This is a genomic window from Stenotrophomonas sp. TWI602, assembly GCF_039674045.1.
GTDB lineage: Bacteria > Pseudomonadota > Gammaproteobacteria > Xanthomonadales > Xanthomonadaceae > Stenotrophomonas.
The window spans coordinates 370,058-392,838 of sequence record NZ_JBDJMT010000001.1; the positions used below are offsets into that span (position 1 = coordinate 370,058).

Annotated in this window: 22 protein-coding genes and 1 pseudogene; 10 read left to right on the forward strand and 13 right to left on the reverse strand. The window is 66.5% G+C overall.

Annotated features, from left to right (window positions below; all coding sequences use genetic code 11):
- Positions 1-157: 157 nt before the first annotated feature.
- From ABE483_RS01630 to ABE483_RS01640, 3 genes are all read left to right on the forward strand, one after another.
- Entirely contained in the window at positions 158-2,452 is a 2,295-nt protein-coding gene (locus ABE483_RS01630; RefSeq protein ID WP_346480945.1) for a GH92 family glycosyl hydrolase, read from the forward strand.
- A gap of 93 nt (positions 2,453-2,545) precedes the next feature.
- Complete coding sequence (locus ABE483_RS01635; protein ID WP_261996700.1) at positions 2,546-2,887, forward strand: type II toxin-antitoxin system prevent-host-death family antitoxin; 342 nt, start codon at positions 2,546-2,548, stop codon at positions 2,885-2,887.
- A 3-nt stretch (positions 2,888-2,890) separates the two neighbouring features.
- A complete protein-coding gene (locus tag ABE483_RS01640; RefSeq protein WP_179458840.1) occupies positions 2,891-3,514 on the forward strand; it encodes an AAA family ATPase in 624 nt (207 codons plus the stop codon).
- A 3-nt stretch (positions 3,515-3,517) separates the two neighbouring features.
- Here ABE483_RS01640 and ABE483_RS01645 read toward each other — a convergent pair whose 3' ends face one another.
- Positions 3,518-4,135: a LysE/ArgO family amino acid transporter gene (locus ABE483_RS01645; protein WP_346480946.1), complete on the reverse strand. Its 618-nt coding sequence runs from the start codon at positions 4,133-4,135 to the stop codon at positions 3,518-3,520.
- A gap of 101 nt (positions 4,136-4,236) precedes the next feature.
- Here ABE483_RS01645 and ABE483_RS01650 point away from each other — a divergent pair, with 101 nt between their 5' ends.
- The gene (locus ABE483_RS01650) at positions 4,237-5,130 is read left to right on the forward strand and encodes an ArgP/LysG family DNA-binding transcriptional regulator (RefSeq protein ID WP_346480947.1); all 894 of its coding nucleotides are present in this window, start codon (positions 4,237-4,239) and stop codon (positions 5,128-5,130) included.
- Between the two features lie 15 nt (positions 5,131-5,145).
- Here ABE483_RS01650 and ABE483_RS01655 read toward each other — a convergent pair whose 3' ends face one another.
- The 4 genes from ABE483_RS01655 to ABE483_RS01670 form a co-directional block, all read right to left on the reverse strand.
- A complete protein-coding gene (locus ABE483_RS01655) occupies positions 5,146-6,225 on the reverse strand; it encodes a catalase family protein (protein ID WP_313209901.1) in 1,080 nt (359 codons plus the stop codon).
- Between the two features lie 109 nt (positions 6,226-6,334).
- Positions 6,335-6,832: a ferritin-like domain-containing protein gene (locus ABE483_RS01660; protein WP_346480948.1), complete on the reverse strand. Its 498-nt coding sequence runs from the start codon at positions 6,830-6,832 to the stop codon at positions 6,335-6,337.
- A gap of 91 nt (positions 6,833-6,923) precedes the next feature.
- Positions 6,924-7,502 carry a M23 family metallopeptidase gene (locus tag ABE483_RS01665; protein WP_346462434.1) on the reverse strand — a complete coding sequence of 193 codons (579 nt, stop codon included), beginning with the start codon at positions 7,500-7,502 and terminating at the stop codon, positions 6,924-6,926.
- Complete coding sequence (locus ABE483_RS01670; RefSeq protein WP_346480949.1) at positions 7,499-8,119, reverse strand: DNA-3-methyladenine glycosylase; 621 nt, start codon at positions 8,117-8,119, stop codon at positions 7,499-7,501. The genes ABE483_RS01665 and ABE483_RS01670 overlap by 4 nt, the downstream gene beginning before the upstream one ends.
- 179 nt (positions 8,120-8,298) lie before the next feature.
- On the opposite strand from ABE483_RS01670, the pseudogene xth reads away from it, so the two are divergent.
- Positions 8,299-9,075, forward strand: a pseudogene (gene xth / locus ABE483_RS01675) (exodeoxyribonuclease III); the annotation flags it as partial.
- Positions 9,076-9,179: 104 nt separating this feature from the next.
- The gene (locus ABE483_RS01680) at positions 9,180-9,977 is read left to right on the forward strand and encodes a helix-turn-helix transcriptional regulator (RefSeq protein ID WP_346480950.1); all 798 of its coding nucleotides are present in this window, start codon (positions 9,180-9,182) and stop codon (positions 9,975-9,977) included.
- A gap of 10 nt (positions 9,978-9,987) precedes the next feature.
- Here the strand turns inward: ABE483_RS01680 and ABE483_RS01685 are convergent, their stop codons facing one another.
- Positions 9,988-11,220: an MFS transporter gene (locus ABE483_RS01685; protein WP_346480951.1), complete on the reverse strand. Its 1,233-nt coding sequence runs from the start codon at positions 11,218-11,220 to the stop codon at positions 9,988-9,990.
- A 273-nt stretch (positions 11,221-11,493) separates the two neighbouring features.
- Between ABE483_RS01685 and ABE483_RS01690 the strand changes: the two genes are divergently transcribed.
- Both ABE483_RS01690 and ABE483_RS01695 read left to right on the forward strand, forming a co-directional pair.
- Positions 11,494-11,628 carry a hypothetical protein gene (locus ABE483_RS01690; RefSeq protein WP_313209886.1) on the forward strand — a complete coding sequence of 45 codons (135 nt, stop codon included), beginning with the start codon at positions 11,494-11,496 and terminating at the stop codon, positions 11,626-11,628.
- Positions 11,629-11,690: 62 nt separating this feature from the next.
- Positions 11,691-13,157: a serine hydrolase domain-containing protein gene (locus ABE483_RS01695; protein ID WP_346480952.1), complete on the forward strand. Its 1,467-nt coding sequence runs from the start codon at positions 11,691-11,693 to the stop codon at positions 13,155-13,157.
- Here the strand turns inward: ABE483_RS01695 and ABE483_RS01700 are convergent.
- From ABE483_RS01700 to ABE483_RS01720, 5 genes are all read right to left on the reverse strand, one after another.
- Entirely contained in the window at positions 13,096-13,848 is a 753-nt protein-coding gene (locus ABE483_RS01700) for a sulfite exporter TauE/SafE family protein (protein WP_313209881.1), read from the reverse strand. The genes ABE483_RS01695 and ABE483_RS01700 overlap by 62 nt on opposite strands.
- A 9-nt stretch (positions 13,849-13,857) precedes the next feature.
- On the reverse strand, positions 13,858-14,805 hold the full coding sequence (pip, locus tag ABE483_RS01705; RefSeq protein ID WP_313218462.1) for a prolyl aminopeptidase: 948 nt from the start codon (positions 14,803-14,805) through the stop codon (positions 13,858-13,860).
- 69 nt (positions 14,806-14,874) lie between these two features.
- Complete coding sequence (locus tag ABE483_RS01710) at positions 14,875-15,141, reverse strand: hypothetical protein (protein ID WP_313209877.1); 267 nt, start codon at positions 15,139-15,141, stop codon at positions 14,875-14,877.
- Positions 15,138-16,484, reverse strand: a complete 1,347-nt coding sequence (locus ABE483_RS01715; protein ID WP_313218460.1) for a TFIIB-type zinc ribbon-containing protein — start codon at positions 16,482-16,484, stop codon at positions 15,138-15,140. Before ABE483_RS01715 ends, ABE483_RS01710 begins: the two co-directional genes overlap by 4 nt.
- Before the next feature lie 21 nt (positions 16,485-16,505).
- Positions 16,506-17,645 carry an SPFH domain-containing protein gene (locus ABE483_RS01720; RefSeq protein WP_346480953.1) on the reverse strand — a complete coding sequence of 380 codons (1,140 nt, stop codon included), beginning with the start codon at positions 17,643-17,645 and terminating at the stop codon, positions 16,506-16,508.
- A 197-nt stretch (positions 17,646-17,842) separates the two neighbouring features.
- Here ABE483_RS01720 and ABE483_RS01725 point away from each other — a divergent pair, with 197 nt between their 5' ends.
- Positions 17,843-18,469 (forward strand): sigma-70 family RNA polymerase sigma factor, encoded by a 627-nt coding sequence (locus ABE483_RS01725; RefSeq protein ID WP_123729332.1) that lies wholly within the window; start codon positions 17,843-17,845, stop codon positions 18,467-18,469.
- Entirely contained in the window at positions 18,466-19,140 is a 675-nt protein-coding gene (locus tag ABE483_RS01730; protein WP_346480954.1) for a ChrR family anti-sigma-E factor, read from the forward strand. Before ABE483_RS01725 ends, ABE483_RS01730 begins: the two co-directional genes overlap by 4 nt.
- Here the strand turns inward: ABE483_RS01730 and ABE483_RS01735 are convergent.
- Positions 19,130-20,866 carry a sensor domain-containing phosphodiesterase gene (locus tag ABE483_RS01735; RefSeq protein ID WP_346480955.1) on the reverse strand — a complete coding sequence of 579 codons (1,737 nt, stop codon included), beginning with the start codon at positions 20,864-20,866 and terminating at the stop codon, positions 19,130-19,132. The genes ABE483_RS01730 and ABE483_RS01735 overlap by 11 nt on opposite strands.
- Before the next feature lie 126 nt (positions 20,867-20,992).
- Positions 20,993-22,579, reverse strand: coding sequence for an SDR family oxidoreductase (locus tag ABE483_RS01740; RefSeq protein WP_346480956.1), 1,587 nt, complete (start codon positions 22,577-22,579; stop codon positions 20,993-20,995).
- Between the last annotated feature and the right edge of the window lie 202 nt (positions 22,580-22,781).

A 22,781-nucleotide genomic window follows, 5' to 3' on the forward strand; every position in this document is an offset into this window, starting at 1 on the left:
ATGGCGCCGGGCGATCGGCCCGGCGCCGGCAACACCCGCACCGCAACATGTCAGCCCGATCGGCCAGTGCTAGGATCGACCTCACCTGAATCGATCTAAATTCAACGCCATGACAAAAACGGGGACGGTGCGGTGGTTGGGGCTCGCGGTAGGGGCGATGTTGGTGGCCAGCACTGCCACAGCGGCACCGGCCAAGGTCGGCGAACGCGCCTATGCGGCGGTCGATCCGTTCATCGGCACGGCCGGGGAGGGGCACACCTATCCCGGCGCGACCGTTCCGTTCGGCATGGTGCAGCTCAGTCCGGACACCCGTATCCAGCCGCGCGAGAAGGCCTATGGCTGGGCCGCCGGCTACAGGCATGACGACACCAGCATCGTCGGCTTCTCGCACACGCACTTCTCCGGCAGCGGCCATTCCGATCTGGGCGATGTGCTGCTGATGCCGGTGCGCACCGATGCCAGCCTGGAGCGGGGCGATCCGGACAAACCCGGCAGCGGCTATACCTCGCGCTTCCGCCACGACGACGAGCGCGCCGAACCAGGCTACTACGCCGTCACCCTGGATGATCCGAAGGTGCGCGCCGAGCTGACCACCAGCACCCGCGTCGGCGTGCATCGCTATACCTATCCGGCCAACCAGCCCGCACGCGTGCTGCTGGACCTGCGCACCAGCCTCTACGACTACCCGGGCAAGATCATGTGGTCACGCCTGCGCGCCCGCGAGGACGGCACCATCACCGGCTTCCGCGAGACCCGCGGCTGGGCACCGGGCCGGCAGCTGTATTTCGCGATGCGCTTCTCGCGGCCGCTGACCGGTCACGCATTCCACAACACCGAGACCGACATCGCCTACAAGGGCTTCCCGCCGCCGGGGCACCAGAGCCCCGCGCAGCGTGCGCAGATTGAAGGGCGCCAGCTGGTCGGCACGTTTGATTTCGGCACGCTGGACACGCCGCTGGTGGTGACGGTGGCGATTTCCTCGGTCAGCGAGGCCGGTGCGATCGCCAACCTGGAAAGCGAAGTGCCCGGCTTCGATTTCGACCGTGTCCGCGCCGAGGCGAAAGCGCAGTGGACGCAGGCACTGTCGGTACTGGATATCGACGGCCCCGAGCACGACCGCCGCAGCGCCTACACCGCGCTGTACCACAGCCTGCTCGGGCCGACCGTGTTCATGGACAGCGATGGCCAGTACCGCGGCTCGGACAATGCCGTGCACCGCGCCGAGGGCTATACCAACTACTCGACGTTCTCGCTGTGGGACACCTACCGCGCCCTGCATCCACTGCTGACCCTGGTGCAGCCGGAGAAGCGCAACAGCGATTTCATCAATTCGCTGCTCGCGCACCAGCACAACAGCGCCTACGGGATGCTGCCGGTATGGGCGTTCCACGGCCAGGAGACCTGGTGCATGATCGGCTACCACGCCGTGCCGGTGATCGCCGATGCCTACCTCAAGGGCATCCGCGGGTTCGATGAGAACAAGGCGTTGGCGGCGATGGTGGCTACCGCCAATTACGGCCCGTACGATGGCATCGCGCAGTACCGCGAGCTGGGCTGGGTGCCGATCGATGAAGAAGGCGAGGCCGCCAGCAAGACACTGGAATATGCGTTCGACGACTGGACCATCGCGCGCATGGCCAAGGCCATGGGCAACACGAAGGTTGCCGGGGAGTTCGAGAAGCGCGCCACGAACTGGCGCAATGCCTATGACAAGGACACCGGCTTCATGCGGGCGCGCAAGCGCGATGGCAGCTTCCGCACGCCGTTCGACCCGAGCGCCAGCGGCTACGGCACGGATTACACCGAAGGCAACGCCTGGCAGTACTCCTGGTATGTGCCGCACGACGTGGCCGGCCTGGCCGCCGCGCACGGGGGCAGCGACGCGCTGCTGGCCCGTCTGGACCAGGTGTTCGAGGCCAAGGTCGACCCCTCGATCTTCGAGCATATGGAAGACATCACCGGCCTGATCGGCTGGTACGCGCACGGCAACGAGCCCAGCCACCACGTGGCCTATCTGTATGCCCATGCCGGGCAGCCGTGGCGCACCCAGGCGCGCCTGAAGCAGATCATGGACACCCAGTACGCCGACCGTCCCGATGGCCTGGCCGGCAATGACGACCTGGGCCAGATGTCGGCGTGGTACGTGTTCACCGCGCTGGGCTTCTATCCGGTGGCCCCGGGCAGTGGCGAGTACATCATCGGCCGCCCGTTCCTGCCCAAGGCGGCGCTGCACCTGCCTAACGGCAAGACCTTCACCATCGTCACCGACGGGCTGGGCAAGGGCCACGACTACGTCGGCTCGGTGACGCTCAATGGCCACCCGCTGCAGCGCACCTTCCTGCGCCACGACGAGATCCTGGCCGGCGGCGAGCTGCGCTTCACGCTCCAGGCCGAGCCGAACATGGCCTGGCCGGGGCAGGGCGCCGAGCAGGCGTACTCGATGTCCCGCTGACGAGCCTCTGGACCCTCCTTCTGGCCAAAATGGGATTTATGTCCAATTTGGCCAGAAGGGGTATAGTGTGCCCATCCCGTCCTGGAGCGTGCCATGACCCTGCCACTGGATCTGCCCGGCCTTGAGAAGGCCACGGCCTCGTCGGTGAAAACCCGCGGTTGGCCCAGCCTGATGCGCACCGTTCGCGAAAAGCAGGCCCTGGTGATCACCAACCACAATCATCCCGAAGCGGTGATCGTGGACATCAAGACCTACCAGGAACTGCTGGCCAAGGCCGCCGGCGGCGACCTCGATGAGCGCATGGGCGAGCTGGAACGCCTGCGCGCCGCGTTCGATACCACCCTCGCCAGCCTTGGCCGCGATGGTGGGCTGGGCAAGGTACTGGGGCAGCCGATCCGACGCGGCCGCAAGGTCGCCCTCGGCAGTCCGCTCTGACCAATGGGACGGATTCTGGTGCTGGCCGGTGTCAATGGCGCCGGCAAGAGTTCGCTGCTGGGCATGTGGCTGGAAGAAGAAGGCCTGACATGGTTCAACCCGGATACGTTCACCCGCCGCCTGGTGGAGACGGGGTGGTCGTTGGGCGAGGCCAACGCTGCGGCCTGGAATGAAGGCGCGCGCCGGCTGCGGCAGGCGATCGACGAGGGCACCGACTTCGCGTTCGAAACCACGCTGGGCGGCAACACCATCCCGCGTCTGCTGCGTGAGGCGTGCGAGCAGCACGACGTGGCGATCTGGTTCTGCGGCCTGCAGAGCGTGGAGCTGCACATGGAACGTGTCGCGGCCCGGGTCAGCCGCGGCGGGCATGACATCCCCGCCGACAAGATCCGTGCCCGCTACGATTCCTCGCGCGAAAACCTGCTGGCCCTGCTGCCGCACTTGGCCGAGCTGCATGTCTACGACAACAGCGCCCCGGCCGATGCCGATGGCGCCGAACCGCTGCCGGTGCTGCAGCTGGATCGCAACGGGCTGCACTATCCTGCCTCGGCGATCGAGCTGCTGCAGACCCCGGACTGGGCCAAGCCGATCGTGATGCGGGCCATGGAGCTGCATACCCCTGCGTAAGCGTTACTGCAGGGGCCGGAGCAGCAACAGCACGCTCAGCGTCAGCATGAAGACCGCGATGCCCGCGTCCAGCCAGCGCCACGCCCTGGCATGCGCGAACCACGGTTGCAGCCAGCGCGCCCCGACGCCCAGCAGGGTGAACCACGACACGCTGGCCAGGCACGCGCCTGCCGCGAACAGCCAGCGGGCGTCGCCCGGGTAGCGGGTCGAGAGGCTGCCGAGCAGCACCATCGTGTCCAGGTAGACGTGCGGATTGAGGAAGGTGAATGCCAGGCAGACCAGCAGCGTGCGCCGCCATCCCGCCTGCATGTCAGAAGCTGCATCGAGCCCGCCACCGCCGGACCAGGCCCGGCGCGCTGCCATAAGGCCGTATACCGCGAGAAAGGCCGCCCCACCGAAGCGCAGGACCTCGAGCAGCAATGGGAAACGCGCCACGGCTGCGCCGATGCCGGCCACCCCCAGCAGTATCAGGGCGATGTCGCCGGCTGCGCAGACCGCGACCACCAGCGCGACGCGCTGCTGTTTCAGGCCCTGGCGGAGCACGAAGGCGTTCTGGGCGCCGATGGCGATGATGAGACCGGCGCCTGTGAGAAATCCGGCGAGGGCGGCAGCTGGCTGCATGGGGAAATCCACGGAAGGGGCGTGCAGGGTGGCCGCAGGAGGCGGATAAGCCCAGCTACATTTCCTGTGGCACGATAAGCATTCCTGATGCCGAGATCGCCATGAACCTGCTCCATCCCCAACTCGCCGCGTTCTTGGCCGTCCTGGAGGAGGGCAGCTTCGAGGCCGCCGCGCGGCGGCTCAACCTCACCCAGTCCGCGATCTCCCAGCGGATCAAGGCGCTGGAGGACCGTCTCGGCCAGGTCCTGATCGTGCGCCAGGCACCGTGCCGCCCCACACCTGCCGGTGAGCAGCTGCTGCGCCGGGTACGTCCGATGCAGACCCTGGAAGAAGAGGTGCTCGCCGATTTCCTGCCGGATGCGGAGGTGCAGCATCGCAACGTCTGCCTGGCGGTCAACGACGACTCGCTCGAAACCTGGTTTCTTCCCGCGCTGGCCGCGTTGCATGCTGCGCATGGCTATACCTTCGACCTGCGCGTGGACGACCAGGACCACACGCTGGATCTGCTGCGAGACGGCTCGGCACTGGGCGCGGTGACGGCGGATGCCAAGGCCCTGCAGGGCTGCAATGTCCATCCGCTGGGCACGATGCGCTATCTGGCGATCGCGGCGCCGGCATTCAAAGCGGCGTATTTCGGTGTGGGCGTGAGCGCGGCATCCCTGGCCACTGCCCCGATGATCGTCTTCAACCGCAAGGACCGGCTGCAGGCGCGGTATCTACGCACCGTTACGCGCGCCACGCTGTCCCCGCCGGTGCACTACCTGCCTACGTCGACGGGTTTTGTCGAGGCCGCTGCACTTGGGCTGGGCTGGTGCCTGGTGCCCGAGTCGCTCGCCTCCACTGCGCTGCAGAGAAACGCCGTGGTCGAGCTTGATCCAGCGCGCTGGATCGACGTGCCGCTGTACTGGCAGCACGCCGCGATCCGCTCGACCACGCTTCAGGGCATCACGGCTGCCATGCGGGACGCGGCAGGCAAGGTGCTCCGCGATCCGTAACGGGGCCGGCGCGTTTCAGCCGACGGGCTCGTGGATCGGGCATCCATTGAATCGGGAGCGGAACTGACGCGAGGCGGCCATCACCACGCGGCGTGCACGATTCAGTCCGCCGAGAGGACGATGCTCGGCCAGCGCGTGCCACGGCGCGAACGCGAGCGCATCCTCGACGCCCGGCGAGGTGTCAGGCTGCCACGCCTCCTGCTGCGCCACGCTCAGGCGTGCAACCGGCAGGAACGGGCTGTCCGCCTCGGCCCAGGCAACCGACGCATCTTCGATCGGCATGCGCTCCACATCGCGGCACAGCTGCACGCGCAGCTCCCATTCGACCGGATTGGGCAGGTCGGTGAAGAAGGCCACCACCGCGTCGCGCTGCGCATCCTCGTCCGAGCCGATTTTGTCGCCGGTCAGTGCGAGCAGGGCAGGTGAGACCGGTGCCAACGAAAACTTGGCCATGTACGGACCGTAGAGAAACGGCACCTGGCTGAAGAAGGTCTCCCCCAGCGGATGGTGCTGCGGCTCCCCGCCCATGCCTTTGAGCAGGGCGCTCTGGCCACCGACCGCCTCCAGCGCCGCCTCCGCACCCCGCAGCGTGGCGGAGATCATCCGTTTGGTACGCGGCATCCGTTCGGTGGTCGCGGCAAGCAGCTTGGCCGAGCGCAGGAAGCCGGCCACACCGGGCGTGTTGAACGCGGGGCCGTTGACCATCAGGAAGTCCTGCGTGTGCTGCTCCTCGGCGCCTTCCGCACGCGCGCCGTCCACGCCGATCACCTTGAGCGCCATCGCGCGCGGGGTGGAGACCGAATCGGGAAGCTGCTCGGCCGGCGGCGAGGACAATCGCACCCGCGCGTCGTAGCTGCCGGGCCGCGCAAACAGGCCGTGGCGCAGCTCGGCCGGCAACCCGTCCAGTACGCGCAGCCGGCCCTTCAACAACCCTTGGCCCTTGGCGTGCACCGCGCGGTGGGCGTGGCCTTCCTGCTCAGCCACCGTCAGCGCCATGCGCGCGAACACCTCGGTCAACTCACGGATATGCGTCGCCTCATCTTCGTCGGCATGCTCGAGCGAGGCGTGGTAAAGAACGGGTGGGGGCAGTGACATGCAGGCTCCTGTTGTGATCAACGGCGGCGATCAAGCGCGGAAAGGGCAACGCGCTGCGCGGGGAGGACGGCTCCCCGCACAATGCAATGCCGGAGGGGAAACGGGAAGGTCAGGCCGCGGCGGCCTTGGCATTGCCGCCGCCGGCCAGGGCCAGCAGCGTCAGCTTCTCGTCGGTGTCCTTCTCCTCCTTGAGCGTTTCCAGCAGCAGTGGCACGGCTGCCTTGTAGCCCAGCTGTTTGGCCAGTGCGGCAATCGTGCCGTAGGAGGCGATTTCGTAATGCTCGACCTTCTGCGCGCCACCAATCAGTGCAGCATCGCGGACCGGGCCCTCCTCGATACCGTCGATCACCTCTTTGCCTTCCTCGACCAGGCCTTCCATCGCGGCGCATTTGATGCGCTTGAGCCGGATCCCCAGCAGTTCCACCACCTGGTCGATGCGCTCGATCTGGCCCTGGGTCTCTTCCAGGTGCGTCGTGAACGCGGCGGCCAGGTCAGGACTGGAGGCGGCGCGCGCCAGTCGGGGCAGCGCCTTGGTCAGCTGCTTCTCTGCACTGTAGATATCCGAGAGCTCGTGGATGAACAGGTCTTCTGCGGTCTTGATCGCCATGGAGGTGCTGCCGGTGGGTTTGAGTGTCCGACGCTAGGCGCGTGGGTGTTAGTCCGGTGCGCTTTGTTGTGAAGGGCCCCTGCACGCGCGCTCAGGGCGCGTCGGGCCACGCCTTCAGCAGGGGCAGCGGATCGTAAGCGCCGTCGGCACCGTAGATGCCCCAGTGCAGATGCGGCGGCGTGCCCTTCGCGTTGCCGGTATCGCCGACGTAGCCCAGCACGTCGCCCTGCTCGATGATGTCGCCACGCGCCAGGCCTTCGCGCCAGTCATCCAGATGGGCGTAGTAATAGCGCTCGCGTGCCGGCCCCATCACCCAGACCTGACGCCCGCCCAGACCGCTCTCGCGGATATCGGCAACGATTCCCGGGGTGGCGCTGCGCACCTCGGTGCCCCGCTTGGCGAAGATGTCCACGCCGGCGTGCGTGCGGTCGCGTCCACGCGGTGCGCCGAACGTATTGGCCACCTGGCGTGCGGCCACGCCCGCCACGGGGACGGGCAGCGCGGTGGGTGCAGGCATCTGTGACAGGCGCCAGAGTGCCCGCGGTGATTCGGCGATGGGGCTGTTCCACACCACCCCTGCCACTACGATGCAGACGACAAGGATGAACAGCCGCACCAGCCAGCGTCGTACGCGGCGGGCCGGGGAGGGGGCGGGCGGCGAAAAGCTCACGGTGTTGTCCCGCCCGTCTTCTTAGCCGCCGTGCGTCCCGACACATGCACATGCGCCGGCACGTGCCACCGCCACGGAAATTCGATTGCCTTGCTGATGCCGATCCGGGGCCCGACCACCGGGTCCTGCGGTGGCGCCATCCCATCGGACACGATGCGGATGCCGCGGTCATTGCGCACCAGATCCGCGCCGTCCAAGGCCTTGGTGATGCCCATCGCCTGCGACAGCCGACCGGGGCCACTGGCCAGATCGCGCGCGCGCTTGATCGCCGGCCGCGCTTCCTGGATCAACGTCAGTCCGGCCACCGGCTCCAATGCCCGCAGCAGCACGCCCCAGCCTTGACCGATCTCGCCACACACCGCGTTCGAGCCCCAGTGCATGCCGTAGCTGAAATACACGTAGAGATGACCGGCTTCACCGAACATCGTGGCGGTGCGCGCGGTCATACCGCGATACGAATGCGCCGCCGGGTCCTGGTCACCTGCGTATGCTTCCACCTCCACGATGCGCCCAGCGCGACCGTCATCGCGCACCACCAGCTTGTTCAGCAGCTCGGGCGCCACCTCGGCTGGGTGGCGTTGGTAAAAACGCCGCGGCAGAACCGTCCACGTTTTCATGACCCTCCACGCAATGGATACCCTTTGCCAGTCCGAAACGAGCGCCTACTGTGACGCGACGAGGGTCAATGCACGATCAACGCCGCCATCGTCACGCCACGCTCGCCCGGCATTCGCGGCAGATTGATTGACGCGGGGCAATCCTCGAGGCCTGTCTCCGCCGCCATGCAGCACGCACCATGCCTGCCAGAAAGCGCCTGAAAATCGCGACCTTCAATGTCAACGGCGTGCTGACCCGGCTGCCGCATCTGCTCGCGTGGCTGGCGCGCGAACAGCCGGACATCGTGGCACTGCAGGAACTCAAGGCGACCCAAGAGGCCTTCCCGGAGACAGCGATCCGCGATGCGGGATACGGCTGCATCTGGCACGGCCAGCGCTCATGGAATGGCGTCGCGCTGCTGGCGCGCGGCCAGGACCCGATCGAGAGCCGGCGCGGCTTGCCCGGCGACCCGAACGATGACCAGAGCCGTTATCTGGAGGCGGCCGCGCACGGGGTGATCGTGGGCGGGCTGTACCTGCCCAATGGGAATCCGCAGCCCGGCCCGAAGTTCGATTACAAGCTGAAGTGGATGCAGCGCCTGCAAAAACACGCCAAGAGCCTGGTCGCGCTGCCGCATCCCGTCGCACTGATCGGCGATTTCAACGTCGTCCCGACCGATGCGGACATCTACGAGCCCAAGTCCTGGCGGAAGGACGCGCTGCTGCAGCCGGAGGTGCGCGAGGCCTACCAGGCACTGCTCGCCCAAGGCTGGACCGACAGCCTGCGTGCGGTGCACGGCGACGCACAGATCTTCACCTTCTGGGACTACTTCCGTGAGCACTTCGCCCGTGACCGTGGATTGAGGATCGACCATCTGCTGCTCAATCCGGTCCTTGCTCCCGGCCTGAAAGATGCCGGCGTGGACAGGTGGGTGCGCGCATTGGAGAAGCCCAGCGACCACGCGCCCACGTGGATCGAGGTGGTGGCGCCTTTCAAGCCCCGATAACCGCGCCGGCCCGATATCGAAAACACGCCGGACGCGCTAGAGTCCCCCGGCAGGTTGTTTGCGAGGGTATTGCCATGCCATATCGGAAAAGGGACATCGCCCCGGGTCTCGGCGAAGGTAAACGCCTGCCGGTAGGCCCGGAGACGCCCGTATTCTGCCGGGCGCGCGAATATCGCGCCGGCACGATCATCGCGCTGCATCACCATCCGGACCGTCATCAGCTGGTGTATGCCGAAACCGGCGTGCTGGTGGTCCAGGCCGGGACAGGGCGCTGGGTCGTCCCGAGCACGCGCGCGATCTGGATCCCGGCCGGTACGGGCCACAAGGTCAGCTGCATCGGCGCGGTCGGCATGCGCAGCCTGTACATCCTGCCGGGGGCGATCGCCCAGCCGCCGGCCAGCGCATCGACGGTCTCGGTGACACCACTGCTGGCCGCCTTGATCCACGCAGCGATGGACGTACCGACGCCATACCGAGCGCAGTCGCGCGACGGGCGGCTGATGCAGTTGATCCTGGATGAGCTGCAGATGCTGCCGGTACTGCCGTTGCACCTGCCGCAGCCTGCCGATCCACGCCTGCAGGCGATTGGCCGGCAGCTGGAATCCACGCCGGACGATCCGTCCACCCTGCAGGACTGGGCCGGCCGCCTCGGCGTGGATGTCAAGACCATCCAGCGGCTGTGCGCACGCGAGCTGGGCATGACCTTCGGGCAATGGCGGCAACAGGCGCGCCTGCTGCGTGCATTGGAACAGTTGGCGCACGGCGAAAAGGTGATCGACGTGGCGCTCGCGCTGGGCTATGCCAGTCCGAGCGCCTTCACCGCGATGTTCAAGAAGCGCTTCGGCCAGTTGCCGAGCCAGTTCTTCCACTGAGGCAAACGCCTCAGTGCATCGTCGTCTTCGGCAGGAACGCCGTCGCCAGCCCGAGCAGCGGCAGGTACGAGGTGAAGTGGTAGACCCATACGATGCCATGCACGTCGGCCAGGTTGCCCAGCCCGGCCGCACCGATACCGCCGATGCCGAACATCAGGCCGAACATCAGGCCCGACACCATGCCCACGCGGCCCGGCACGGCCTCCTGCGCATACACCACCAGCGCAGCGAACGCCGAGGACATCACCAGCCCGATCACCACCGCCAGCACCGCCGTGCCCATCAGGTTGGCGTAGGGCAGGGCGAGCGCGAACGGCGCCACGCCCAGGAAGGAAATCCAGATCACCGCCTTGCGCCCGATCCGGTCCCCGACCGGGCCACCGATGAAGGTGCCCAGCGCGACCGAGGCCAGGAAGATGAAGAGGTACATCTGGCTCTGCTGCACGCTCAGGCCGAAGCGCTCGATCAGGTAGAAGGTGAAGTAATTGGTGAACGAGGCGATATACACGAACTTGGCGAACATCAGCACCGCGATCACCGCGATCACCGCGATGGCCTGGATCACCTTGCCACGGCTCAGCCCGACGCCATGGCTCTTGGCCAGGCTCTTCATCTTGGCCTGGCCATGCTGCACGGTCCAACCGGTGAGGCGGAACAGCACGGTGATGGCCAACGCGGCCGCCAGCATGAACCAGGCGATGGCACGCTGCCCATGCGGAATCACGATGACGGCGGCGAGCAGCGGCCCGATCGCCGAGCCGGTATTGCCACCGACCTGGAACGTGGATTGTGCGGTACCGAAGCGACCGCCCGAGGCCATCCGCGCCACGCGCGAGGCTTCCGGATGGAAGGTGGCCGAACCGATCCCGACGATGGCCGCGGCGATGAGCAGCATTTCGTAACTCGTGGCCATCGCCATCAGGGCGATGCCGACGAAGGTGGCGATCATGCCCGACGGCAGCAGATACGGCAGCGGCCGTTTGTCGGTGTACATGCCCACCCACGGCTGCAACAGCGAGGCGGTGACCTGGTACACCAGGCCGATGATGCCGATCTGGCCGAAGGTGAGCGAAAACTCGCTCTTGAACATCGGATACACCGCCGGCAGCACCGCCTGGATCATGTCGTTGAGCAGGTGCGCGAACGCTGCGGCACCGACGATGCGGATTGCAAAGCCCTGGTGGGGGGCGGGGGTGAGCGGTTCGGTGGGGATGACGGGCGGGGCAGTGGTTTCAGGGGTCATGGGCCGGGATCGGGAACGGGAGGGTGCCGATGCGTGTGGTATCAGCCGCACGGGCATCACGGGAGCGGACGGGAGGCAAGCGTAGACCGCGGCTGGCCCCCCGTCTCTCGCGATAGGGGCGGCTGTCGTCGCAATCAGGGCAGGCAGCCACGCCATATTTGCAACTAATTGGATGTCGCAGGGCGAACGCACCGCATAAAGTAAATGCCTGCGAAGTGACCGGCTACCACGCACGAAATCGCATCAACGGCTCTACGACGAGGACATCGGATCATGAGCAGCATCTGGATAGGGCTTGCCATCTTCTTGAGCAGCTGGACACTCATCGCAGTCACGCTGGGAGTATTGACTGCCCGCTGGATGGGCATGCAAAAAACGATTGAAAGGCAGGCGGCACGATCCAAGTGATCCCGCGCCGCTGCATAATCCGTCCGACTGCCGGGTGGCAGCCCAGCGGAAAGGAGCACAGGATGTTGCTGATCAGAACACTCATGGTGGTGCTGCTTCTCTTCAGTACCTCGACCTGGGCCAGGGTGCCCACCGACCCTGCGCAGGCCGAGCAGATATTCCGCCGCTGGCTGGCGGCCTACAACGCCGGTGACAGCCAGGCGCTGCAGGCGGTGTTGTCGAGCCACGGGATCGACCACACCGCGCAGCGGTATCTGGACATCCGCGAGACCTTCGGCCCGTTTGACGTACTGACCAGGACCGTCGATACGCCCGATACGATCGCCGCGATCGTGCGCGGCACCTCAAGCGATCGCGGGATCCTGATCACCGTGGCCATCGATCCTGCGAACCGGCCGTACCTGAAGACGCTGCAGCTGGAAGGGGTGGAGATACCCGACGCATTCAAACCCGCGCGCCTTGAGATGCCCGCGCTCATCGCGCAGAGCCGTGCCCGTCTGGACACGCTGGCAGCACAGGACAAGCTCTCCGGCACCTTTCTACTGGCGCAGGACGGCAAGGTGCAGATGGCGTGGCAGGGCGGGCGGGCCGACCGGGAGCAGGGCATTCCGGTCGATAGCTCCACGACATTCAGGCTCGCCTCGTTGAACAAGATGTTCACCGCGGTGGCGATCCTGCAGTTGGCCGAGGCTGGCAAGCTGACACTGGACGATACGATTGCCCGCCACCTGAGGGACTATCCCCATCAGGCGGTCGCGACATCCATCACGATCCGGCAGCTGCTCAACCACACCAGTGGCCTGGGAGAGATCTTCGACGAGGCGTTCGAACGCCGGAAAGCATCACTCAAGACGTTGGCCGACTACTGGGAGGTCTATGGTGCTGCGGCACCGGCCTTCCAGCCGGGCACCCAGGACCAGTATTCCAACTACGGCTACATCCTGCTGGGCTCGATCATCGAGGCGGCATCGGGACAGTCGTATGACGCCTACGTCGAACAGCACATCTTCGGGCCGGCGGGCATGACCGCCACCGGATCGGCGCCCGAGGCGACCCTGGTGCCAGGCCGCGCGGTGCCCTACACGCTGAGCGACGGCCGGTGGGTGCGCGAGACCAAGACCCTGCCATTGCGCGGTACGTCGGCGGGCGGCGGTTACAGCACCGCCCACGATCTGCTCCGGTTCGCCGAGGCGTTGCGCAGTGGCAGGCTGATCCCGGCCTCGGCATTGGACGCGGCCACCTCACCGCAGAACACCAAGGGGTGGTACGGCTACGGCTTCATGGTGAGCGGCGAGGGCGAGCAGCATCAGTATGGCCACGAGGGTGGGGCGCCCGGTGCGAACGCCGCGCTCATCGTGCTGCCGAGCCACGGCTACGTGGTGATCGGGCTGAGCAATGTCGATCCCGATGCGATGGAGAACGTGGTCAACTTCGTCGGCAACCGTCTGCCGTTGTCGCAGCGCGGCCTCAGCGCCCGCCCAGCAGCGCCGGCAACGACGAGGCGAGCAACGCGATCCCCGACACGGTGAGCAGACTGAGCACGATCTGCCGGAACCGCAGGTCGCTGATGCCGATGTAGAGGCGGGTGCCGAGCAGGGTCGGGATCAACATGGCGGGTGCCACGATGGCGAACATCGGCAGCATCTCGCGGGTGACGATGCCGGTGCCGACATAGGTGCCCATCGTCACCAGCAGCATGGACAGGTTGAAGTTCTGGACCACGGAGCGCTGCACGTCACGCTCGTAACCGCGCAGCGTGCACCACAGCGTCGGCAGGGTGCCGGTGAAGCCGCCCAAGCCGCCCATGATGCCGCCGGCAAACCCCACCACGCCATCCGCCGCGCGCCCGCCTGCCGTGACCCGTGGCAGCTGGCGTGACAGCAGCATGGCCGGGCACCACAGCACCAGCAGAGTGCCCAGGATCGCTTTGAGCCAGTTCATGTCGAGCATGGGCAGCAGGTAGACGCCCAGCGGAATGCCGGCCAGCCCACCCAGAACAAAGGGCAGCAGGGTCTTCAGATTGAAGCCGCGGCGCACGGTGAAGGCCGCCAGCAGTTGGCCGGTCAGGGCGCCGAACACGGAGAGGGTGGCCGCGAGCTTGGGATCCAGCACCCAGGCCCAGAAGGACAGGGCCACCAGCCCGAAGGCGAAGCCCGACAGCCCCTGCACGAAGCCCGCCACGATGGCGCCCAGCGCCACCATCAGGTAGATCGAATCCACGACGCCTCCTTACTGGCGCTCTGCGAACGCATCCGTCGCGCGCACCAGCGCATCTGCCGTGGCGGGTTCCGTCGCACTGTGGCCTGACAGCACCATCTGCAGCGAGGCCTCGGGCCAGGCACAGGCCAGGTCCCAGGCACTGCGCGCCGGGCAGATGATGTCGTAGCGACCCTGCACGATCACGCCGGGCAGATGCCGGATGCGGTCGATATCGCGCAGCAGCTGCGCATGCTCGAGGAATGCGTGGTTGCGGAAGTAGTGCGCTTCGATGCGCGCCTTGGCCAGGGTGTGCAGTGGGTCATCACCCGACACGGCATCGACGTCGTGTTCCAGCGTGGCCGCGTGATCTTCCCACCCCAGCCAGGCCTGGGCGGCGGCGATGCGGGTCGCTTGGTCCGGACTGTCCAGACGACGCCAGTACGCGGCGATCATGTCGCCGCGTTCGTCTTCAGGGATATGTGCCTCGTAGCGCGCCCAGCGCTCCGGAAACACCCAGCGTGCACCGCCATCGGATTCGGCGAACCAGCGGTTCTCTTCGGCACGGCCGAGATAGACCCCGCGAAGGATGATGCCGGTTGCACGTTCCGGATGGGTCTGGGCGTAGGCGAGTGCCAGCGTGGAGCCCCACGATCCACCGAACACCAGCCAGCGCTCGATACCCAGCAGGGCGCGGATGATTTCTACGTCCGCGACCAGGTGCTGTGTCGTGTTGTCACGCAGCTCACCGAACGGCGTGGAGCGACCGCTGCCGCGCTGGTCGATCAGGACGATGCGATAACGCGACGGATCGAAGAAACGCCGGTGGGTCGGCGATACGCCTGCGCCGGGCCCACCATGCAGGAACACCACGGGGATGCCGTCAGGATTGCCGCACTCCTCGACGAACAAGGTGTGCAGGTCGTCGACCGCCACCTGATGGGTGAGGAAGGGCGTGATCGCTGGATAAAGCGTGCGCATGGGGGCGTCCTACGGAAAACTGACGCCACATGATACCGCCCGGGTTCGTCGAGCCGCGTCCGTGACGCGTCACAAGGGTGGGGGGCTGTCCCTGTCGCGCTGTACCCGCGTGCGGTACGCCGCCACGTTGTCTCCGCGGATGCGTCGCTCCTGCGTGCCCGTCACGGTATCGACCTTTCGGTCCGCGCCCGTGACCGGCTTGGCCTCGATGGCGGTATCACGCTCGAACGCATGCGATTTGTCGGTATTGCGGTAGTACCGGTACAACGCCCAGTACAACGCCGTCGCGCCGGCGGGGCCGGCGGCAAGCAGCCAGAGTCCACTGTCATCGCTCATGAGGCAGCTACCAGGAAGAAGAGAACGAGGGCTTCAATGATCGTGCCGGTGGTGAGCGCGGCCAGCAGCAGCTTCCACTGCTGCACCGGCACGCTGCCCATGGTTTCACCGGTGCGGCCATTCACCGCGATGTAGTGCAGCATGCCGCCATTGCGGCCCGGCTGGTGGTACGAGTACAGCCAGACGGGCAGGTACATCGATACCCAGCGCGTCCCGTGCACATCCACGCGCTCGCGTTCCCAGCGCACGCCACGATCGTAGCGGCGTACCGAGCCCTCCACCTGGGCGCGGGCGATCGACAGCAGCTGGTCTTCCAGCCGTGGGCGCAGCTTTTCCACGTCGAGGTTGCGCTTTTCCGAGGTGAAGCCGGCCAGATAGGAGGCGTTCCACTTCAGGGCGTTCTTGGTATCGAACGGCAGGATCGCGTTGATGATGTTGTTGGTGTTGGTCTGCGTATCGAGGTTGCCACGCTCGGCCGAGGATTCCAGGGTGAGATCGTCCACGGTGAAATCCACCTGGCGATCCACCTGGTACACGTCGGCGTCGTAATACGTCTTCTTGTTCTTCTCGGTGCCGCGGGTGTACTGCCGCGTCTGGATCTCGCCCTTGCCGGAGACGCTGGCGCTGACATTGCTGTCCACCACCATGTAGGGCAGGTAGACGCCGGAGACATTCTCGGGCGTGAACTGATCCTTGAACGCCTTGAGCGCGAACAGGCGGCGCTTGTCCACGAACTGGCGGATCCGCGCGACCGCATCGTCCTTGCTGATATGGAACGGCAGTACCGCATCGGGCACCGCGCCGTTGGAGATCTGCTCGTTGACCCCGAACACATGCCGGCACCAGTGGCAGCGGGCGGTCATCGTGCTTTCGGTATTGATCGTGACTTCGGCGCCGCAACCGGTGCACTTGAAGCTCATCAGGCTGGCGGTATCGGCGGCGATGTCACGCGCGCCCGAGGCGATGACGGTGCCGCGCAGCTGGTCGATGCCTTCACCAAAGCCGAAGGCCTCCTCAACGCGCTCGCCGTGCCATTCGTGACGGCAGAACTGGCAGACCAGCACATCGGTGCCCAGCTTGAGCCGGATATCGCTGGAGCCGCACTTCGGGCAGCGGTTGAGGCCGTCCTTGAGTTCGGCCGCGGCGGTGTCCAGCGCGACCGGATCCGGGGCCTGCACCTCATCGCGGATGGGCTGGGGCAGGGTGGCCGGATCCACCGGGAAACTGCCCGGCAACGGCGGGACCTCCCGGGGCGAGCCCGGGCCGGAGACCGGCGCCGCCGGAGAGGGCGGCAACGGTGGCGGAGCCGCCGGGATCGGCGGTGGCATCTTGGGGTCGGACATGGTGTCGATGCGCTCGGTGTCTTACAGCCCCAGCGCCTTGGCCTTGAGCTTGTCGTAGTCGTCCTGGGTGATCAGGCCGAGGTCGAGCATCTCCTTGGCCTTCTTCAGCTTGGCGACCGGATCATCCGCCGCCGGAGCAACCGGCTGCTGCATGCCGCCGACCCCGAGCATGCCCGAGGCCATGCCCACGCCGACCAGGCCGGCAGCACCGCCGTTCTCGCCCGCCGACTGGATGCCCTGGGCAACACTGGCCTGCAGGTTGGAATTGCCACGCGAGCCGGCCAGCGCATCGGCGCGCTGCACCGTCTTGAGCAGCTCGCGGGTGTTGGCGTCGTACTCGATCGAGACAATGGCGGTCTTGACGATGGCCAGGCCACGGTCGGACTTCCACTGGTAGCCCTGCTCGACGGCAGCGGACAGGCTCTGCGCAAAGCCGAGCGAATCCTGCTGCAGCTTGGTGATGCGGTTGCCCTTGCCCGGGTCGTTCGTATACAGGCTGAAGGCTGGCGCGAGCGAGCCCACCACTTCATTGAACAGCTGGCTGGCGGCCGCGTTGTCCAGATCGGTGAAGTCGAACACCTGGCCCGGCTGCAGGTAGCTGGCGGGTACGAAATTCTTCACGAACAGGATCGGATCGACGATCTTCAGGGTGTACGAGCCGCGCGTGACCGCGCCGACCTGCGTGCCGAGGAAACCATCGTCCCAGTAGATTTCGGACTGCGTGCCGAAGCGGTTGTCCGGCAGTTCCTTCAGGGAGACGAAGAACGCCGCCTGCTGCGACCCCGGCTGGCCACCGAACTTGAAGCGTTCCCAGCTCTGCTTGATCAGCGGGCTGACGAAACCGTCGCCGGCGAAGATCGACTGCGAGTTCAGGTCATCCGAGCGCCATTCATAGCCACCCGGTTCGGCGACAAAGCCGGTGATGGCGCCGTCCTGGAACAGCAGCAGGCCGTACCCTTCGGGCACGACGATCTTCGAGCCGTTGGTGATGATGTTGGAGGAGGCGCTGGTGTTGGAGCCACGACCGGCATTGGTGCCGCGCGGCACCGCCGCAAACAGCGCTGCCGTGGAGGGCAGGCCCGTCGGCACGGTGTAGAAATCCTTCCACTGGTCGGCCAGAGCGCCACCGACTGCCCCTGCCACTGCCTGACGAAGACCCATGACCCACTCCCTGCGATTCGTGGACGGGCACCGTGCCCGCCATGCTCGGCTGACTATATCAGCAGCCGGTGTATCGACAGTGGCGCCTCTGGCCCGGCCGCGGTGCCGGGTCCGGTAGCGGCTGCATCCAAACCGCGCGGCCGTCCGTACACACGTCCATGAAGCCCATGTCCCCGATCTGCCGGAACTCGCCTACGATGGACACTGACCCGTCCACCGCCAGGATGACGCCCTTCGAGGCAGCCCGGATGATTGCCGTTCCCGCTCAACCCGGCCCGGAGCTGAAAACCTGGGCGGCCGACATGGCCGGCGTCGCCACGTCGCGCGATCGGGAGTGCTTCATGCGCATCTACGATCATTTCATGCCGCGCCTGTGCCGCTACCTGAGTGGGCTGGGGGCGCCCGATGGCGTGGCCGAGGATCTGGCCCAGGAAGTGCTGCTGAAACTGTGGAACCGGGCCGAGCTCTATGATCCGGCGCGCAGCAGCCTGGGCACGTGGCTCTACCGGGTGGCGCGCAATCTGCATATCGACCGGGTACGTCGCGAACATATCTGGGTGCATGCCCATGAGGTGGTCGAGCAGGCGGCGGAGGAAGAGGATGGCGGTGGCTCTCTGGCCGAACGGCATACCGAGCACGTCAGGCTCAAGCAGCGGCTGGACGAACTCTCCGCAACGCAGGCCCGATTGATCCGGATGTCCTACTTCGAAGCAAAAACCCACGCCGAGATCGCCAACGAGCTGCATATGCCACTGGGCACTGTGAAATCCCATATCCGACGTGCGTTTCTTCAGCTGCAGTCCTTGATGGGAGAGCGGCAGTGAACCCTCGTCACCATCTGGACCCGACCACCGTCCTGGGCTTTGCCACCGGCACCTTGGCGCCGGAAATGTCCGTGGTCGCTGCCGCGCACCTGGAAGCCTGCGCGCACTGTCGGCAGCACCTGCGCTCGGCCGAACGGGTGGGCGGACTGCTGCTGGAGCAGCAGTTGTCGCCGCCTTCGGCAGAGGATCGCCAGGCCGCACTGCGGCAGACCATGCTGGAGCGCCTGGATACTGCCGCGCCTGCGGGTGGCGTGCATGACCAAACGGTGGCCCGCAGCGCCGCTGGTCACGATCCGGATCAACTGCCGGCCGCGCTGGCACCGCATTTCGGGACGTCCTACCGCTCGCTGAAATGGCGGTGGATGGCCCCGGGTGTCCACTGCATCCGTGCACCGGCGCACCCCTCGTTGATCATGCTCAAGATCGCCCCCGGCAAATGCCTGCCCATGCACAGCCATGGCAACAGCGAGCTGACCCAGATTCTCCGCGGCGCCTATGACGATTCCCTGGGGCATTTCGCCCCCGGCGATGTGGCCGATCTGGACAGCGACGTCGAGCATCAGCCCGTGACCACCCCCGGTGTGGCGTGCATCTGTGTGTCAGCGCTGGATGCGCCGCTGGTCTTCAGCGGGTGGTTCGCGCGCAAGCTGCAGCAGGTGTTCAAACTCTGACGGGGCGCGGTGTGATCGCGGCCTGTTCGAACACCTGCATCACCGCGGCCGGCGCCATGGGCCGGGCAAGCAGGTAGCCCTGAACTTCGTCGATCCCCATGTTTGCCAGCACGTCCATCTGCGCCTCCTGCTCAACTCCTTCGGCCACGGTCAGATAGCCCAGCTCGTGCGCAAGATGATGGATGGCCGAAACTTTGGCGCGGGCGCGCGAGCTGCTGGCGATGCCATCGACCAGTGACTTGTCCAGCTTGACGGTGTGGATGGGAAGGTCGGACAGGTAGCTGAAATTGCTGTAGCCACTGCCGAAGTCATCGATCGCCACCGTGATGCCGGCCTGTGCCATCGCCGCGATGTGGCCGATGGCCGGCGACCCCGGACGCAGCCATTCGCCTTCGGTGATCTCCAGTTCGATCATCGAGAACGGCAGCGCCCTGTGCTCAAGCTTGCTGCGGATGTCCTGCCAGGCCGAGGCATTGGACAGATAGCTGCTGGACAGGTTGATCGAGACCGGAATGTCCTGCCCTTGGGCGCGCCACGCCCGGACCTGATCCAGCGCCGTGTCCAGCACCCAGTTGGTCACCTCATCCATCAGTGCGGTCCGCTCGAAAACCGGAATGAACTCGCCCGGGCTGATCGGCCCCAGGGTGGGGTGGTTCCACCGGATCAACGCTTCGGCCGAGACCGGGCGCCGACCGTCAAGGGTGAAGCGCGGCTGGTAGTCCAGATGGAAGTCGCCGTTCTGCAGGCCGCGTTCGGCATCCGAGGCCAGACGGTAGGCGCGGTGCATCTTCTCGTCGCGCTGTGCGGAATACCAGCAGAATGGCTGCCGCGCATCGAACGCGCCCTGCATGCTCACCAGCAGCCGCCGCAGCAGGTCATGGCTGTCCTGCTCATCCGTATCGACCGCACAGATACCCGCATGGAAGCGGGGGGACATCGGGACGGCGGCGGCCATCAACGGACGCAACATGCGCGTCCTCAGCTCCAGGACCAGGCTCTCGACGTGGCCTGCCGTCGGCATCTCGACCACGAAGGCAAACCGGGTCACCCCGACGTGGTACACGGTCGCCACGTCCTCCAGCGCGGTGCGCAGCCGGACGCCGGCACGCCGGATCAGTGCTTCCAACGGGCGCAGGCCCAACACCTGGCCGACCTGGCTGGCACGCGGAATATCCAGCACGTCCACCGCGACGGCGTAAGCCGTCCCTTCCGCGCAGCGCGAAAGAACGCCTGGCAGATCCGTATGAAACTGGTGCCGGCTGGGCAGGCCACTGACCGGGTCGAGGTTGCCGGAGAGGTTGCGTAGTTCGAGTTGCGCGATCACCAGCTCGGCCAGAGTGGCCAACTGCTCCTGATCCCGCTCGTCAAAGGTGCGCGGGCGGGTGTCCATGACGCACAGCGCACCGATGGCCACGCCATTTTTGGCCACCAGCGGCGCGCCCGCATAGAAACGCAGGTGGGGACTGTGCGTCACCAGCGGGTTGTCGCGGAAACGCGGATCCTGCTCGAGGTCCGGGACGACCAGGACGCCGCCGGAGGTGACGGCGTGGGCGCAGATCGACGAGCGGATGTCGGTCTGCGCCATGGGCAGACCGATCCGGGAAATGAAGCGCTGCTTTACATCCCCCAGGACCGAGACGAAGGCCACCGGCGCGTTGAACGTGTAGCCGGCAAGCGCGGTGATCCGGTCCAGCGCGGGCAACGACGCCACGCCGTCGACCTGCATGGCGCAAAGCACCGCGCGTCTTTCATCCAGGGGGGAGGGTGGGGGGCTCATTTCGTATCGACTGGGGGCCGGGCGCAAGCGGCCCGCTGTCCACTCTATACGCACCGAACGCGGTTCCGGATGCAGTTACCAGTCCGTGGGCGCGTAGTCCTTCAGGAACTGGCCCCAGACGTGTTCGCCGGTGTTGAACCCGTGGATGATCGGATCGACGATGCGCGCGGCGCCGTCGACGATATCCAGCGGCGGGTGGAAGCGTTCTTCCTTCACCTTCTTGGCCGCGATGTCCGCCGGATCCTCGTCGGTCACCCAACCGGTGTCGACGCTGTTCATGTGGATGCCGTCGTTCTGGTAATCGGCCGCCGAGGTGCGCGTCATCATGTTCAGCGCGGCCTTGGCCATGTTGGTATGCGGGTGGCGGGTGGTCTTGAAGTTGCGGTAGAACTGCCCCTCCATCGCCGAGACGTTCACGATGTGCTTGTCACGCTCGGGCGTGCGCAGCATCAGCGGCTTCAGGCGCGCATTGATGATGAACGGCGCGATGGCGTTGACCAGCTGGGTTTCCAGCAGCTCGACCGACGGCACTTCGGCCATCAGCATGCGCCAGGAGTTGCGACCGCGCAGATCCACCTGCTGCAGGTCCTGATCCAGCCGGCCATCCGGGAACAGGTGCTGCTGGGCGACCAGCTCGTCCTCCAGCAGCGGCACCTGCGACAGCTCGGCGGCACGGGTCAGGCCATTGGCGGCGTTGAAATCGCGCCCCTGGACCACCGGCAGCGCGGCCGAGGCGGTGGTGCCGAGCAGTTCGGCACTGCGCAGCCCCTCGTAATCGCCGATCAGCTTGCGCAGCGTCTCGGGTACCTCATGCAGCGCGGCGGTTTCGCCGGCCATCATGTGCGCATAGAACTGCGGCGGTCGGCGCACGGTCTGGCAGGCGTTGTTGATGATGAAATCCAGGCGCGAACGGGTGGCCAGCAGCTCGTTGCAGAAGGCCTCCACGCTCGGGGTATGGCGCAGGTCCAGGCCGTACACCTGCAGGCGGTGGCCCCACACGCCGAAGTCCGGCTCTTCGGCGTAACGCGCGGCCGAATCCCGCGGGAAGCGCGTGGTCACGATCAGCTCGGCACCGGCCCGCAGCAGCTTCAGGCCTGCATGGTAGCCGATCTTGACCCGGCCGCCGGTCAGCAACGCGACGCGCCCGGTCAGGTCCGCCGTCTCGGTGCGCTTGACGAAGTTCAGCTCGGCGCAGGCCGGGCACATCTGGTCATAGAAGTGGTGCAGCTGGGTGAACTTCTGCTTGCACACGTAGCAGTGGCGCAGTTCCGGGGAATGCACCGGTTCCGGCGTGGCTGCCGCATTCTCGCCGTTGGAGGCGTCATGCAGACCGGCCGCGTGCGGCGGGAAGTAGTTCGGGGTGCTGAATACCGGCTTGCGGCGCAGGGCGCGGATACCGGTCTGCGCCAGCAGCGCCTCGGATTTGGCCACCTTTTCCTGATGCCGCGCCTTGGCCTGCTGCTTCAGCTTGGCCCGGCGGGCCTTGGGCTCGGGGTGATACACCTTGGCCACCACCTGGTGCAGGCGGACGCGATCAGCCTCGGGCAGCGTATCGAGCACGCTGCGGTCGGCTTCGATGGCCTCCAGCAGGTCCAGCGCGGTGCGCAGGCGGTCGGTCAGGGGCAGGTCGTCGTCGGCAAGGGGCAGGGCGGTGGTATTCAATTCAGATCCGGGAAAAGCGGCAGGATGACGGGCATGGGGCGCCGCGCGACGGCCCCTGAGGGGGCATCCGCCAGCAGCCCGGGGCATACGGTGGGAGGCTATTGTCCCTGATCCTGGGATTTGGTGCTGATCAGGCGGCACCCATGCAGCCCGATGTGCAGATGGCCATGGGGGTCATTGCAGCTGGTTGCCGCCGGCCTGG

Coding starts and splice junctions, on each gene's coding strand:
- ABE483_RS01635 (WP_261996700.1), top strand. CDS start 2,546: ATGACCCTGCCACTGGATCTGCCCGGCCTTGAGAAGGCCACGGCCTCG.
- ABE483_RS01685 (WP_346480951.1), bottom strand. CDS start 11,220: ATGACCCCTGAAACCACTGCCCCGCCCGTCATCCCCACCGAACCGCTC.
- ABE483_RS01640 (WP_179458840.1), top strand. CDS start 2,891: ATGGGACGGATTCTGGTGCTGGCCGGTGTCAATGGCGCCGGCAAGAGT.
- ABE483_RS01720 (WP_346480953.1), bottom strand. CDS start 17,645: ATGGGTCTTCGTCAGGCAGTGGCAGGGGCAGTCGGTGGCGCTCTGGCC.
- ABE483_RS01660 (WP_346480948.1), bottom strand. CDS start 6,832: ATGGCGATCAAGACCGCAGAAGACCTGTTCATCCACGAGCTCTCGGAT.
- ABE483_RS01725 (WP_123729332.1), top strand. CDS start 17,843: ATGGACACTGACCCGTCCACCGCCAGGATGACGCCCTTCGAGGCAGCC.
- ABE483_RS01735 (WP_346480955.1), bottom strand. CDS start 20,866: ATGCAGGTCGACGGCGTGGCGTCGTTGCCCGCGCTGGACCGGATCACC.
- ABE483_RS01680 (WP_346480950.1), top strand. CDS start 9,180: ATGCCATATCGGAAAAGGGACATCGCCCCGGGTCTCGGCGAAGGTAAA.
- ABE483_RS01715 (WP_313218460.1), bottom strand. CDS start 16,484: ATGTCCGACCCCAAGATGCCACCGCCGATCCCGGCGGCTCCGCCACCG.
- ABE483_RS01650 (WP_346480947.1), top strand. CDS start 4,237: ATGAACCTGCTCCATCCCCAACTCGCCGCGTTCTTGGCCGTCCTGGAG.
- ABE483_RS01645 (WP_346480946.1), bottom strand. CDS start 4,135: ATGCAGCCAGCTGCCGCCCTCGCCGGATTTCTCACAGGCGCCGGTCTC.
- ABE483_RS01710 (WP_313209877.1), bottom strand. CDS start 15,141: ATGAGCGATGACAGTGGACTCTGGCTGCTTGCCGCCGGCCCCGCCGGC.
- ABE483_RS01690 (WP_313209886.1), top strand. CDS start 11,494: ATGAGCAGCATCTGGATAGGGCTTGCCATCTTCTTGAGCAGCTGGACA.
- pip (WP_313218462.1), bottom strand. CDS start 14,805: ATGCGCACGCTTTATCCAGCGATCACGCCCTTCCTCACCCATCAGGTG.
- ABE483_RS01630 (WP_346480945.1), top strand. CDS start 158: ATGTTGGTGGCCAGCACTGCCACAGCGGCACCGGCCAAGGTCGGCGAA.
- ABE483_RS01655 (WP_313209901.1), bottom strand. CDS start 6,225: ATGTCACTGCCCCCACCCGTTCTTTACCACGCCTCGCTCGAGCATGCC.
- ABE483_RS01670 (WP_346480949.1), bottom strand. CDS start 8,119: ATGAAAACGTGGACGGTTCTGCCGCGGCGTTTTTACCAACGCCACCCA.
- ABE483_RS01695 (WP_346480952.1), top strand. CDS start 11,691: ATGTTGCTGATCAGAACACTCATGGTGGTGCTGCTTCTCTTCAGTACC.